The sequence below is a fragment of the Bacillus sp. CIS52 genome (assembly GCF_053545315.1).
On record NZ_JBIUFR010000001.1, the window covers coordinates 1,537,685 to 1,550,613 of the forward strand.

General features: G+C 44.3%; 14 protein-coding genes. 12 read left to right on the forward strand and 2 right to left on the reverse strand.

The features are described 5' to 3' along the window. Positions 1 to 13: 13 nt before the first annotated feature. Together tuaH and ACH32G_RS07425 are read left to right on the forward strand one after the other, a co-directional pair. Positions 14 to 1,210: a teichuronic acid biosynthesis protein TuaH gene (gene tuaH / locus ACH32G_RS07420; RefSeq protein ID WP_448814167.1), complete on the forward strand. Its 1,197-nt coding sequence runs from the start codon at positions 14 to 16 to the stop codon at positions 1,208 to 1,210. Positions 1,211 to 1,342: 132 nt separating this feature from the next. Next, positions 1,343 to 2,419 carry a glycosyltransferase family 4 protein gene (locus ACH32G_RS07425; RefSeq protein WP_003151382.1) on the forward strand — a complete coding sequence of 359 codons (1,077 nt, stop codon included), beginning with the start codon at positions 1,343 to 1,345 and terminating at the stop codon, positions 2,417 to 2,419. A gap of 98 nt (positions 2,420 to 2,517) precedes the next feature. Here the strand turns inward: ACH32G_RS07425 and ACH32G_RS07430 are convergent, their stop codons facing one another. Both ACH32G_RS07430 and ACH32G_RS07435 read right to left on the reverse strand, forming a co-directional pair. Continuing rightward, positions 2,518 to 3,789: an LCP family protein gene (locus ACH32G_RS07430; protein WP_448814168.1), complete on the reverse strand. Its 1,272-nt coding sequence runs from the start codon at positions 3,787 to 3,789 to the stop codon at positions 2,518 to 2,520. Positions 3,790 to 3,793: 4 nt separating this feature from the next. Continuing rightward, positions 3,794 to 4,441 (reverse strand): YigZ family protein, encoded by a 648-nt coding sequence (locus ACH32G_RS07435; protein WP_045927194.1) that lies wholly within the window; start codon positions 4,439 to 4,441, stop codon positions 3,794 to 3,796. A 222-nt stretch (positions 4,442 to 4,663) separates the two neighbouring features. Here ACH32G_RS07435 and degS point away from each other — a divergent pair, with 222 nt between their 5' ends. From degS to flgK, 10 genes are all read left to right on the forward strand, one after another. Beyond that, positions 4,664 to 5,827, forward strand: coding sequence for a two-component sensor histidine kinase DegS (gene degS / locus ACH32G_RS07440; RefSeq protein WP_095241245.1), 1,164 nt, complete (start codon positions 4,664 to 4,666; stop codon positions 5,825 to 5,827). A gap of 76 nt (positions 5,828 to 5,903) precedes the next feature. Beyond that, positions 5,904 to 6,593 (forward strand): two-component system response regulator DegU, encoded by a 690-nt coding sequence (degU, locus tag ACH32G_RS07445; RefSeq protein ID WP_003219701.1) that lies wholly within the window; start codon positions 5,904 to 5,906, stop codon positions 6,591 to 6,593. Positions 6,594 to 6,690: 97 nt separating this feature from the next. Then, a complete protein-coding gene (locus ACH32G_RS07450) occupies positions 6,691 to 7,539 on the forward strand; it encodes a DegV family protein (RefSeq protein ID WP_047475787.1) in 849 nt (282 codons plus the stop codon). 107 nt (positions 7,540 to 7,646) lie between these two features. Continuing rightward, positions 7,647 to 9,032, forward strand: coding sequence for a DEAD/DEAH box helicase (locus tag ACH32G_RS07455; protein WP_099744540.1), 1,386 nt, complete (start codon positions 7,647 to 7,649; stop codon positions 9,030 to 9,032). Between the two features lie 57 nt (positions 9,033 to 9,089). Continuing rightward, positions 9,090 to 9,374 carry a late competence development ComFB family protein gene (locus ACH32G_RS07460; protein ID WP_016937770.1) on the forward strand — a complete coding sequence of 95 codons (285 nt, stop codon included), beginning with the start codon at positions 9,090 to 9,092 and terminating at the stop codon, positions 9,372 to 9,374. A 5-nt stretch (positions 9,375 to 9,379) separates the two neighbouring features. Continuing rightward, positions 9,380 to 10,069 (forward strand): phosphoribosyltransferase family protein, encoded by a 690-nt coding sequence (locus ACH32G_RS07465; RefSeq protein ID WP_448814285.1) that lies wholly within the window; start codon positions 9,380 to 9,382, stop codon positions 10,067 to 10,069. 73 nt (positions 10,070 to 10,142) lie between these two features. After that, a complete protein-coding gene (locus ACH32G_RS07470) occupies positions 10,143 to 10,562 on the forward strand; it encodes a TIGR03826 family flagellar region protein (protein ID WP_016937772.1) in 420 nt (139 codons plus the stop codon). Between the two features lie 69 nt (positions 10,563 to 10,631). Continuing rightward, entirely contained in the window at positions 10,632 to 10,898 is a 267-nt protein-coding gene (gene flgM, locus ACH32G_RS07475) for a flagellar biosynthesis anti-sigma factor FlgM (protein ID WP_016937773.1), read from the forward strand. 14 nt (positions 10,899 to 10,912) lie between these two features. Next, positions 10,913 to 11,395: a flagellar protein FlgN gene (locus tag ACH32G_RS07480; protein ID WP_045926612.1), complete on the forward strand. Its 483-nt coding sequence runs from the start codon at positions 10,913 to 10,915 to the stop codon at positions 11,393 to 11,395. Positions 11,396 to 11,410: 15 nt separating this feature from the next. Further along, positions 11,411 to 12,928, forward strand: a complete 1,518-nt coding sequence (gene flgK / locus ACH32G_RS07485; RefSeq protein ID WP_327814667.1) for a flagellar hook-associated protein FlgK — start codon at positions 11,411 to 11,413, stop codon at positions 12,926 to 12,928. Position 12,929 lies beyond the last annotated feature (1 nt).

The window sequence follows — 12,929 nt, forward strand, 5'->3', positions numbered from 1 at the left end:
GAGGGGCTGGGTGATGAAGGTGGAACCGATTGTTCACGTAATCGTCGGAGCGGCGGAATGGGGTCATGACCGGCTGAGATACAGACGGCACCGGCTGGCTGAATTTCTCGCCCGGCAAAAAGAAACGAAAAGCGTCATTTGGGTATGTCCGTCTCCGCGGGAAAATGACGGACAGATGACCGTAATTTCCGAGGGAATCCGGCAGTTCGCGGTAAAGGATCTCTTCCGGCAAAAAGCATTCCGATTCGGCAGGTATACAGATATGTGCTACAGGCATAAGCTTTCATCGTTGCTGGCCGTGCTGAAGGAAGAAGGAGAAGGGGCCCGCTGCTGCTTATGGTACACCTTCCCCGGTTTTCCGCTTCTATCAGATCTTTACCCTTGGGATGAAGTGATTTACGATTGCAGCGATCTATGGGCCGCTCCGATCAGCGGCCGTGCCGGCGTGCTGTCAAATGTCAGAAGAAACATCATTAAACAGGCGGAAATGAGAATCATTCAGCGGGCGGATTCCATTACCTGCACATCTGACTTTCTGCACCAGGAGGTCGGAAAAAAGCTGGAGAATCCGCGCCAGAAAGTGTTCACCATTGAAAACGGAGTGGAATATGACCTGTTTTCACGGGAAAATAAACAGCCGGATGAAGACATTTTACGGGGAAGAAACGGAAACGTTCTCGGTTTTATCGGCGGAATCAAACCGAAGCTTGATTTCGCGCTTTTGGCGGAAACCGCAGATTTACGGCCGGACTGGACGATTTTATTGGTAGGCCCGAACACGGCTCACGATGACCCGGATTTCAAGTCGCTTCTGGAACGCCCGAATGTTATATGGACGGGACCCGCCGCGCCGAATGAAGTGCCGTCCTATATGCAGCTCGTCGACATCGGCATTATGCCTTATAAAAATTCACCTTATAATGACGCGGTATTTCCGCTCAAGCTTTTTGAATTTTTAGCCGCCGGGAAACCGGTTGTCGGGTGCAACCTTACTTCTACGGCAAAAATCAAAAGGCCTTTCGTTTATGAATACGTTGAAGGCAGCGACCCCGCAGAGTTCATCGCGGCCTGTGACGCCCTGCTGGCATCGGAACGGAGCGGATCATATGAGGCGTTGCGCCGTGAATTGGCCCGGAGACGGGATTGGAACGTTTTATTCGGCCGAATGCTCGAATGCACGGGTATATTGAAAAATGCGCAATCCCATTAAAAGGGAAAGCGCATTTTTTGATTTGCGTGTTTCTTTTTGATGATGCTTGTTATAATAACTAGTAAGAATTATAATGGAAGGAACGGTTCAATATCAGAAAAGACTTCATATAATTCCAAAGGAGACTTCTTTATGCTTGACGAACGCATGTTTCGCATAGTTGTTGCGTTTTTTGTCTCTCTGCTAACGGTTTTAATCCTAACTCCTATCGTGAAAAAAATTGCGATCAAAATAGGTGCAGTTGACCAGCCCAGCAACCGAAAAGTACATGATAAAATAATGCCCCGTATGGGCGGATTGGCTATCTTTATCGGCGTAGCGGCAGGGGTGCTCGCGGCCGGCATATATAATGAAACGAAGATGACCGCCATCACGGTGGGCGCGTTTATTATTGTTATTTTAGGAATTCTTGATGATAAATACCAATTAAGCGCAAAGGTAAAGTTTTTCGTCCAGTTAGCCGTGGCCATTATGATTGTGAGCACGGGACTGAAAATGGACTTTTTCTCCGTGCCGTTTTTAACGGAACGCTTAGAATTGGGATGGGTCGCTTACCCGCTGACTGTGTTATGGATCGTCGGTATCACGAACGCGATGAACCTGATAGACGGTTTGGACGGACTCGCTGCGGGCCTGTCAGTCATCGGACTGTCCACCATCGCAGTAATGGCGTTATCCGGAGGCAAAATCCTGATTCTGTCACTTTCTCTCGTAGTGATAGGAAGCACACTCGGATTTTTATTTTATAATTTTCACCCGGCAAAAATATTTATGGGAGATACCGGATCGCTCTTTCTCGGATACGTCATCTCAGTACTCTCATTATTGGGTCTTTATAAAAGCGTTACTTTATTCAGTATCATCATTCCGATCATTATTTTGGGCGTGCCGATTTTTGATACGACATTCGCTGTCATCAGGCGAATTTTAAACAAACAGCCGATCTCGGCGCCTGATAAGTCACATATACACCACAGGCTGATGGCCTTCGGGCTTTCACACCGTACGGCTGTCATCATCATTTATTTAATCGGCTTTATTTTCAGCGTCAGTGCAATCCTGCTGAAAAGCGCGACCATATGGCTTTCGCTGTTTATTATTTTTGTATTGATTGTATTTATGCAAATCATAGCAGAGGTCACAGGGTTAGTAAATGAACAATTTAAACCATTTACCAAGTTTTACAAGAGGTTGGTAAAGAAAAATTAAAAAGAGCAGATCATGCAAATGGTCTGCTTTTTTATGGATTCTGCTATTCTCTTATTATATAGAAAAACCCGATCCTTCTCAAAGGATCGGGTTTGCTGTTAATAGCCTGTTGTGCCGTTTGAATTTGTGCTCTCGGACTGTGTGCTGTCCGTTCCGTTTGCACCTGGAGTACCGCTGGTTGAATCGGTTGTGCCGCTTGTTCCTGTGCTGCCGGAAGTCGAACCAGTTGTGCCGTCTGTTCCTGTGCTGCCGGAAGTCGAATCAGTCGTGCCGTCGTCTGTTCCTGTGCCGCCGGAAGTTGAACCAGTCGTACTGTCCGTTCCGGTGCTGTCAGAAGCAGAATCGGTTGCGGTGCCTTTTCCGGACGGATAATCTAAATGTTTCTGCAAGGTTTGCCGTACTTTTTCGAGATTGACCGGGTCCGGCTGGAAATAATACGTTCCGCGCGTAGTTGCGGTTCCGCCTAAATATAAATCTGATCCTGTTATGGTCAGTGTATCAATCTTTTTGCTGGTAAAGCCGCTGTAAATCTGCTGAAGAGCGAGCCCTTCAGTGATTCGGATATTCGTTTGTACGTTATTGCTCGCTGTTTCAGCGATTTTATCAATTTTAGCAATATTTCCAGCCTTCGACATTTGGTCGATCAGCGCATTGAGGATTTGCTTTTGACGGTCATTCCGGCCGAAGTCTCCGCGCTTATCCTGCTTTCTCATCCGCGCGTAAGCCAGAGCCTGCTCACCGTTCAAATGCATGTTTCCTTTCTTGAAGTAAATCCGTTTCTTTTTACTGACGTCACTCATCTCGTCGAAGTCAAACGGCACTTTTACATTGACTCCGCCGACTTCATCAATAACATCCTTAAATCCGTTAAAATCCACAGTGACATACTTATCAATCGGAATGTCTAATAAGTCCTCTACGGTCGCCACGGTTTCATCCGCTCCGCCCTTAGCAAAAGCCGAATTGATTTTTGTTTTTTTACCGGTTGTGTCGCCGGCAAGCGTCACCCGCGTATCACGTGGAATACTCAGCATTTTCATTGTTTTATTTCTCGGATCAAGGGTAACGACAATTAGAGAATCTGATCGTCCGCCTTTTCCGCTAGTGGCATAATTTTCGATCCCCATAAACAAAATGGAGAACGGTTTTTTCTTCATATCGATGACTTCATCCCTCAGTTTTGATTTATCTCCGCGGGAAAGGGCATCATATGCATTATCTGCCGCATTGATCGTTTTGTATATTTTGTACCCGCCGAACCCGGCAGCGACTAACAAAACGAGGGTAAGCAGCAGCAAAATCCGCTTGAAAATAATCTTTCGTTTGCTTTTCTTTTTCTTTCGAACACGCACTCTTACACGTTCAGCCATTACATTAGTCTCCTTTAGGGCTGACGTCTGTTTCTAAATACGTCAGTTCTCCCTCTGTATTCTTACTCTTGCCGTTCGTCAGTTCTGTCATCCATTTTATAAACTCGCCTTTGTCTTTTTCTTCAACGTACGTTTCAAATTCGACGTGATCTGCATAATGGATATCCTTCAGTAAAAAAACTGACTCCCTCAATTCATTCTCTATCTTGCCGAGCCACGTATAATCCGCCGATGTGTGCATAATCCGCATCAGCTTCCGCTCCGTAACCCCTATATGATTTAACCCCTCAGACACTGACTTCCCGTATGCACGAATCAATCCGCCTGCTCCGAGCTTTATTCCGCCGAAATACCGGGTAACCACCGCGCAGGTATCTTTCAGGCCGCGTTTTTTCAGCACTTCCAGCATGGGTACGCCTGCTGTGCCGCTTGGTTCTCCGTCATCATTCGCCTTTTGTATATGATCCGTTTCTCCGATCAGATAAGCTGAGCAGTTATGAGTCGCATTCCAGTGCTGTTTTTTTATCTTTTGTATAAATTCCTGCGCTTCCTCTTCAGAAGCAGCACGGCTCAGGTGGCAGATAAAACGTGATTTTTCAATCACAATCTCGTGTTCACCCGTTTCTTTAACAGTTAAATAGCTGTGCAGCATGATTGCTGGACCCTCCTGACAAGCATTAAAAGACTTGTTTCTACAAATTCGAACAGACTTTAGAATTTTTGCGCATATTTTGGTATCATGAAAGAGTAAGATACTATATAAAAATGTTTTTTTCTAGAATATACGCATTCTTTCATTATAATTCGACATAAATTGCAGTTCAATTACATTTATAATAAAAATACATAACAACACCGTTACGGAGGGAGACCGATGAATAAATCGAAGATGGACTCCAAAGTTTTGGATTCTATACTTATGAAAATGCTGAAAACCGTGGACGGGAGCAAGGACGAGGTTTTTCAAATCGGAGAGCAGTCGCGCCAGCAATATGAACAGCTGGTCGAAGAACTCAAACAGATCAAACAGCAGGTCTACGATGTCATTGAACTGGGAGACAAACTTGAAGTTCATACTCGGCATGCACGAAACCGCTTGTCTGAAGTAAGCAGGAATTTCCATAAGTTCAGCGAAGAAGAAATTCGCAACGCCTATGAAAAGGCGCACAAACTTCAAGTGGAACTGACGATGATCCAGCAACGTGAAAAACAGCTGCGGGAGCGCAGAGATGATTTAGAACGCCGGCTTTTGGGGCTTCAGGAAATCATTGAACGGTCAGAATCATTGGTCAGCCAAATAACCGTCGTTCTGAATTACCTGAATCAAGACCTTCGCCAAGTGGGGCTTCTTCTTGCCGATGCGCAGGCTAAGCAAGATTTCGGTTTAAGAATTATCGAAGCCCAAGAAGAAGAAAGAAAAAGAGTTTCCAGAGAAATTCATGACGGTCCCGCGCAAATGCTGGCAAATGTCATGATGAGATCGGAATTGATAGAACGGATCTTCCGCGACCGCGGCACGGAGGACGGCTTTCAGGAAATCAGAAATCTTCGGCAAAATGTGCGGAACGCTCTTTACGAAGTCAGAAGGATTATATATGATTTAAGACCGATGGCATTGGACGATCTCGGGCTGATTCCGACACTGAGAAAATATCTTTATACAACTGAAGAATACAACGGAAAGGTGAAAATACATTTTCAGTGCATCGGAGACACGGAGAACAAAAGGCTTGCCCCGCAATTTGAAGTGGCGCTTTTCCGTCTCGCTCAGGAAGCCGTTACAAATGCCCTCAAACATTCAGAATCAGAGGAAATTACGGTAAAAGTGGAAATAACCGCTGATTTTGTCGTTCTTATCATTAAGGACAACGGAAAAGGCTTTGATATTAAGGAAGCTAAACAAAAGAAAAACAAGTCATTCGGCTTGCTGGGAATGAAAGAAAGAGTAGATCTGCTTGAAGGAACGATAACGATAGACTCTAAATTAGGTCTTGGGACATTTATCATGATTAAGGTTCCATTATCTCTCGGCCTATAATTTGTTAAATAGAGCCAAAAGACATATTGACCGAACAGCGGCGTATATAGAACAATAGGATAAGGAGGCGTAGCGTGTGACTAAAGTAAATATTGTTATTATCGACGACCATCAACTATTCCGTGAGGGTGTAAAAAGAATATTGGATTTTGAACCTACCTTTGAAGTGGTAGCAGAAGGTGACGATGGAGATGAAGCGGCTCGTATCGTCGAGCATTATCATCCCGATGTCGTCATAATGGACATCAATATGCCGAATGTAAATGGAGTAGAGGCTACTAAACAGCTTGTTGAGCTGTACCCTGAATCTAAGGTGATTATCCTCTCCATCCATGATGATGAAAACTATGTGACCCATGCTTTAAAAACAGGTGCAAGAGGCTATCTCCTGAAAGAGATGGACGCGGATACTTTAATTGAGGCAGTGAAAGTGGTAGCCGAAGGCGGTTCGTACCTTCACCCGAAAGTAACCCACAATCTTGTCAACGAATTCCGGCGTCTTGCGACAAGCGGAGTTTCCGCTCATCCTCAGCATGAGGTTTATCCGGAAATTCGGAGACCATTACATATATTAACGAGACGGGAATGTGAAGTGCTGCAAATGCTTGCAGACGGAAAAAGCAACCGCGGAATCGGTGAATCATTGTTTATCAGTGAGAAAACAGTGAAAAACCACGTGAGTAATATTTTGCAGAAAATGAACGTTAACGACCGGACACAAGCCGTTGTCGTAGCCATTAAAAACGGCTGGGTAGAGATGCGTTAGTCATGTATGAGAAGACTTGCCATAATAGGCAAGTCTTTTTTTACAGCTTCATATCTATTAAAATACTTATTAAGTACTTAATAAGGCAGGTAAAGTGATGAATATTGCAGTTGTAACAGACAGTACAGCATATATTCCGAAAGAGATGAGAGAAGAACATCATATTCATATGATTCCTCTTCAAGTGGTTTTCGGTGAAAAAACATTCCGCGAAGAAACAGAGCTCGACTGGAGAAGCTTTTATAAAGAAGTAAAAAATCATGATGAGCTGCCGACTACGTCACAGCCTTCTTTCGGTGAATTGATCGCATTGTACGAAGAACTGGGCAAAACATATGATGCAGTCATAAGCATACATTTGTCCAGCGGAATCAGCGGAACTTATAATAGCGCCGCTTCGGCAAACGCTATGGTTGATAATATCGAAGTTTATCCGTTTGATTCAGAGATCAGCTGTTTGGCGCAAGGTTTTTATGCATTAAAAGCGGCACAGCTTATTAAAGACGGTGTTGACTCTCCGGAAGAGATTTTAAAAGAGCTGGAAGAAATGAAGAAAACAGTCCGTGCGTATTTTATGGTTGACGATTTATCACATCTGCAGCGGGGCGGGCGCTTAAGCAGTGCTCAGGCTTTTATCGGCGGTCTGTTAAAGGTAAAGCCTATTCTTCATTTTGACAACAAGGTAATTGTTCCTTTTGAGAAGATTCGGACACGCAAAAAAGCGATTTCTAGAATTTTTGAGCTGTTTGGGGAGGATGCAAGTAAAGGAATCCCGATGCGGGCAGCTGTCATTCATGCAAACAGGGAGGAAGAAGCCGCGGATATTATTCAAGAATTAAGCGGTAAATACCCTCATGTCGAATTCTATAACAGCTATTTCGGTGCCGTGATCGGAACGCATTTGGGCGAAGGCGCCATCGGAATCGGCTGGTGCTTTAAAAACTAAGTGAAAATCTCCGTTTTCAAGGGCGGAGATTTTTTTATTTTTTAATTTTCGGGATTCGACAGAAAAATTCCCGGCAGGCATACTTTGAGCAGAAAGGAGGCAGAGAGATGTCCGAAGATGCTTCAGAATTTTCAGAGGTGCGGGATTTCTTTTACGGCAGGCATTTGTTGAGATCTGAGATACCGTTTTCAGATCAGCGTATCAGTCCTTTTATAGAAAAAGAATATATAACGGCCGAGCCGTCTGTCATCCGCAGGAAAAACCGTTTCGTCTGCCGCCGATGCGGCCAGTCTGACCAATCCTGCTTTGCCGCATTCTGGGCGCCTTCTGCCAAAAGACATATTACCTATTGCCGTGCCTGTGTCGTAATGGGAAGGGCTGATGAACTGACGTCATTATATTCTTGGAATCAAACCTCAGAAAGCAGCTGGGCGCCTGTAAAGCTTGCTTGGGAAGGAACATTGACAGACGGACAGAAGCAGGCGGCCGGCGCGCTTATAAAAGCAATAAAAGAGAAACAAGAGCTGTTAGTCTGGGCGGTTTGCGGATCAGGGAAAACAGAGATGCTGTTTCCGGGTATAGAGTTTGCGCTGAATCACGGATTGCGGGTCTGTGTCGCGACTCCGCGTACAGATGTCGTGCTTGAACTTCTGCCGAGACTGAAAAAAGCATTTGAGAATGTTGAAGTTTCAGCTCTGTACGGCGGCAGTGAAGACAAAGGCAGTTTAACTCCGCTAATGATCTCAACCGCTCACCAGCTGATGCGCTATCGTGATATTTTTGATGTCATGATAATAGATGAAGTGGATGCATTTCCTTTTTCAGCCGATGAGACATTAAGATTCGCGGTTGATAAAGCCAGAAAGAACAACAGCGCCCTTGTTTATGTAACGGCAACTCCTTCAGACGCATTAAAAAAGAAGGCTGAAGCCGGTTTGCTGAAAAGCGTCCGCATACCGGCCAGATATCATCGAAAACCTCTCCCGGAGCCACGTTTTTTGTGGTGCGGCAATTGGAAGAAGAAGCTTGAGAAAGGAAAACTGCCGCACTCAGTAACGGATTGGGTCCGGCAAAAACTTCAATCACGGCTGCCAGTTTTCTTCTTCGTTCCGTCTGTACACGTATTGAAAAAGACAACGGATTATTTTCAGAAATTAAACGTAAGGGCAGAAGGCGTACATGCGGAAGACACATTCAGAAAGGATAAAGTGAAACGGTTCAGAGACGGCCGGCTTGATCTGCTGGTAACAACTACGATTTTAGAAAGAGGAGTTACCGTACCCAAAGTTCAGACATGTGTCCTCGGCGCGGAAGCACCTATCTTTACTGAGAGCGCACTCGTGCAGATCGCAGGCAGAACGGGAAGGCACTATAAACATTTCAGCGGTGATGTCGTCATGTTTCATTTCGGAATGACAAACGGAATGAAAAAAGCAAAAAAACATATAGAACATATGAACAAATTGGCACAAAAAAGTAAATTGTTGGACTAGTTAATTTCAGAAAACGTGATACAGTATACTCATACTTTCCTATGAGGAGCTGTCAACATGCTTGTCAATTCTAAAGAAATCATATTAAGGGAACTTCTCGACCGCCATATGCCTCAGCTTCATATGAAATGCACATGCCGCGTATGCAAAAATGATGTACTGGCTCTTTCATTAAACCGGGCTGAACCGGCATATGTTACTGATAAAAAGAAAGTTGCTTATGCAAAAGCAGAGATGGTTGATAAACAGAAAAATACGGCGCTGCTTGTCATTCTGGCTGAATCAGCCGCGATTGTTTCAGTTAAACCAAGCGAGTTCTGTGAAAATCGGGAAGGAGCGTAATATCTCTGAATTGTTTATTGTGTGATTCACCAATTTCAAGTTCACTGACCTGGAGATCTCTATTTTCCCTTGCGCCGGAACAAGAGGTATGCAGCGCATGCAGCAATCAATTCGAAAAAATTGAAGGTCCCGTATGCTGTTTGTGCGGAAGGTCTCAGGAGTCAAATGAAAAATGCACTGATTGCATGTCGCGGGAATCAAAAACGGAAAAGCGTTTTTTGCTGCGGCAGAACCGTTCGGTATATTTGTATAATGATGCGATGAAGGATGCATTGACCCGGTTTAAATTTCGGGGTGATGCGAAAATCATTCAAGCATTTGAACGTGATTTTGCTGCCGGCTTTAAAGCGGCATACCCGGCAAATACACATACCCTCGTCCCTATTCCGCTGAGCGGCGAACGGCTGGCGGAACGCGGATTCAATCAATCCGAGCTGCTGGCCTCTCTGCTCGGAATGCCCGTCATTTACCCCCTCATCCGACTGAACAATGAAAAACAATCCAAAAAAAGCAAAACAGAAAGGCTCTCCGCAGAAAAAAAGTTTTCAGCTGCTGAAAACTCCGTCGAAGGTATGAACGTCATTTTAATAGACGATATTTATACGACGGGCGCCACACTGCATCAAGCTGCCGAAGCTCTGCTGACAGCAGGCAAAGCGTTATCGGTCTCCTCTTTTACTTTAATCAGGAGCTAAATCATTCATTTTTTCTGCCGATATAATTGATAGAAATATAAGGCAGATAAATGAAGGAATAGGAGTTAAAACGATGGGTGAATTGGCAAATTGTCCAAAATGCAATGCTCTATTTTTTAAAACGAACCTGCAGACCGTATGCCAGGCATGTATTAAAGAAGAAGAAAAAGCATTTGAAACCGTCTATAAATTTTTAAGAAAGCAGATCAACAGACAGTCGACGATGCAGCAGATTACTGAGGAAACAGGTGTGGAAGAAGAGCTGATCCTCAAGTTTATCAAACAAAAAAGGATTCAAATCAGCCATCTTCCGAATTTGGCATACCCTTGCGAAAGGTGCGGAAATCCGATCAGGACGGGGAAATTCTGCAAGTCCTGTCAGACTGATATCGAGTCGCAATTAGATCATATGAACCAAGAAACAGCTGCTGAATTCAAAGAGAAAAATGGTACTAAAGACACATACTATGCCTATAATACCAAAAACACCTGATTCCCTAAACTAACTGATAACGCAGTCGATAAAAGAATTAGACTGCGAACAGAAAGCGAGAGGAATCCAATGAAAATCAATCAGTACGGAACACAATCCGTTAATCCATACCAAAAAAATTACGAAAAGCAAGCCGTACAAAAAGAGGCTGCAAAGCCGAAAGACAAAGTGGAAATTTCTTCTCATGCAAAAGAGCTTCAAAATGCGTCAGATGCGGTCACTAAAACACGTCAGGAAAAAATCGCTCAGCTGAAAGCGGATATAGAGAGCGGAACATATAAAATAGATTCAAACAGCATCGCTGAAAAAATAATGAATTTCTATAAAAAGCAATAAAAAGGAGAAAGCCAATGTCAGCAAAGCCAATTATCGATCAACTGAAGCGACTTTGCGCACTGCATGAACATCTGCTCACGCTGTCTGAGGAGAAAACGGAAGCGCTGAAAGCAGGTAAAACAAAAGAGCTTTCCAACATATTAACCAAAGAGCAAAAGTATATTCAGGCAATCGGGCAGACTGAAGAAGAGCGAATCAAGTTAACTTCCCAGTTTCTCAGCCGCGATGAAGATAACACAATTGCTGCATGTATCTCAAGAACTTCAGGCAGTGAAAAACAGGAGCTTGAAGGATTATTTCACTCTTTATCTGCGCTTCTTAACCGTCTGAAAGAAGTGAACGAGATGAATAAGCAGCTCACGATTCAGGCTTTGCAATTCATCTCAGGGGCATTCGATATGATCATGCCGGATGAAAAAGAGAATATGAATTATAAAGAGCCGCAAGCGGCGCGCCAGCCTGTCAGCCGTTTGACATTATTCGATTCAAAAGCTTAGAACGGAGGATTTTCAATGCCATCGACATTTATGGGGCTCGAAACAGCAAGACGTGCACTGAGTGCGCAGCAGACTGCATTGAGCACAGTTTCAAATAACGTTGCAAATGCAAATACAGAAGGATATACAAGGCAGCGCGTCACATTACAATCGACGAGCCCTTACCCCGCTGTATCAAAAAACAGTGAGCTGACGGCCGGCCAAATCGGAACCGGGGTCAAAGCAGGTTCAGTGGAGCGTGTCAGAGACAGTTTTTTAGACTATCAGTACAGAACTGAAAATACAAAATTAGGCTACTATACAGCCCGTTCCAATTCATTGTCGCAAATGGAAGGCGTCATGAAAGAGCTTGATGATAACGGATTAAACGGATCACTCAGTTCGTTTTGGAATGCCCTTCAGGACCTGGCGACGAACCCGGAAAATACGGGAGCGCGCTCAGTCTTGCAGGAGCAGGGGAAATCTCTTGTCGAGAGTTTTAACTATATATCAAGCTCTTTGACTAACATTCAGGGGGATATTAAAAAGAACCTGGATAACACAGCGGATCAGGCCAATTCAATTTTAAATCAGCTGAATGACCTTAATACTCAAATAGCGGCAGTTGAGCCGAGCGGTATGCTTCCTAATGATTTATATGACCAAAGAGACAGATTGATTGACCAACTATCTTCTATGGCAAATATAAAAGTTTCATATAATAAGTCGGGCGGACATGCCTTGGCGACTGCTGAGGGCACGGTCAACGTGGAATTGCTGAACGGAAACAACAATTCTCTCGGAACACTGCTTGATGGTAATACAAAAACCGTTTCAGAAATGAAAATCAACTACGACCAGGACAGCGGTCTTGTGTCAAGCGTATCCGTCGGCAGCAATGCGGTTAATGCGGATGCATTTACCGGCAAAGGCTCACTTTTAGGTCTTATTGAGTCATACGGCTATATGTCAAATGGAGAAGAAAAAGGCCTTTATCCTGAGATGCTGACTGCTCTTGATAATATGGCGCTCTCCTTTGCTGACGCGTTTAATGCAGTCCACGAAAAAGGAAAGACCTATACAGGCGAACAGGGCACAGCATTTTTTGATTTCAGCGGGGATGAAGCGGTGCCGGTAAAAGGGGCGGCAGCGAAAATAAAAGTCAGTGACAAAGTCCTTGCGTCTACAGACAATATCGCAGCGTCGTTAAACGGAGAAAAAAGCGACGGCACAAACGCGACAAACCTGGCAGCCGTGCAGAACAGCAAGCTGACAATTAACGGTGAAACCACTACAATTAATGACTTTTATGAATCCCTTATCGGCAAGCTGGGCGTTAATTCACAAAAAGCGGCCAATCTTATGAACAACTCTGAAAGCAACACCCTTTCGGCCGATCAGCGGAGACAATCAGTCAGCGCCGTGTCATTAGATGAAGAAATGACAAATATGATTCAGTTTCAGCACGCTTATAATGCCGCTGCGCGAATCATAACGATGCAGGATCAAATATACGATAAAATTATTAACGGTATGGGCACCGGAGGAAGATAAG

Coding starts and splice junctions, on each gene's coding strand:
- tuaH (WP_448814167.1), top strand. CDS start 14: ATGAAGGTGGAACCGATTGTTCACGTAATCGTCGGAGCGGCGGAATGG.
- ACH32G_RS07425 (WP_003151382.1), top strand. CDS start 1,343: ATGCTTGACGAACGCATGTTTCGCATAGTTGTTGCGTTTTTTGTCTCT.
- ACH32G_RS07430 (WP_448814168.1), bottom strand. CDS start 3,789: ATGGCTGAACGTGTAAGAGTGCGTGTTCGAAAGAAAAAGAAAAGCAAA.
- ACH32G_RS07435 (WP_045927194.1), bottom strand. CDS start 4,441: ATGCTGCACAGCTATTTAACTGTTAAAGAAACGGGTGAACACGAGATT.
- degS (WP_095241245.1), top strand. CDS start 4,664: ATGAATAAATCGAAGATGGACTCCAAAGTTTTGGATTCTATACTTATG.
- ACH32G_RS07450 (WP_047475787.1), top strand. CDS start 6,691: ATGAATATTGCAGTTGTAACAGACAGTACAGCATATATTCCGAAAGAG.
- ACH32G_RS07455 (WP_099744540.1), top strand. CDS start 7,647: ATGTCCGAAGATGCTTCAGAATTTTCAGAGGTGCGGGATTTCTTTTAC.
- ACH32G_RS07460 (WP_016937770.1), top strand. CDS start 9,090: ATGCTTGTCAATTCTAAAGAAATCATATTAAGGGAACTTCTCGACCGC.
- ACH32G_RS07470 (WP_016937772.1), top strand. CDS start 10,143: ATGGGTGAATTGGCAAATTGTCCAAAATGCAATGCTCTATTTTTTAAA.
- flgM (WP_016937773.1), top strand. CDS start 10,632: ATGAAAATCAATCAGTACGGAACACAATCCGTTAATCCATACCAAAAA.
- ACH32G_RS07480 (WP_045926612.1), top strand. CDS start 10,913: ATGTCAGCAAAGCCAATTATCGATCAACTGAAGCGACTTTGCGCACTG.
- flgK (WP_327814667.1), top strand. CDS start 11,411: ATGCCATCGACATTTATGGGGCTCGAAACAGCAAGACGTGCACTGAGT.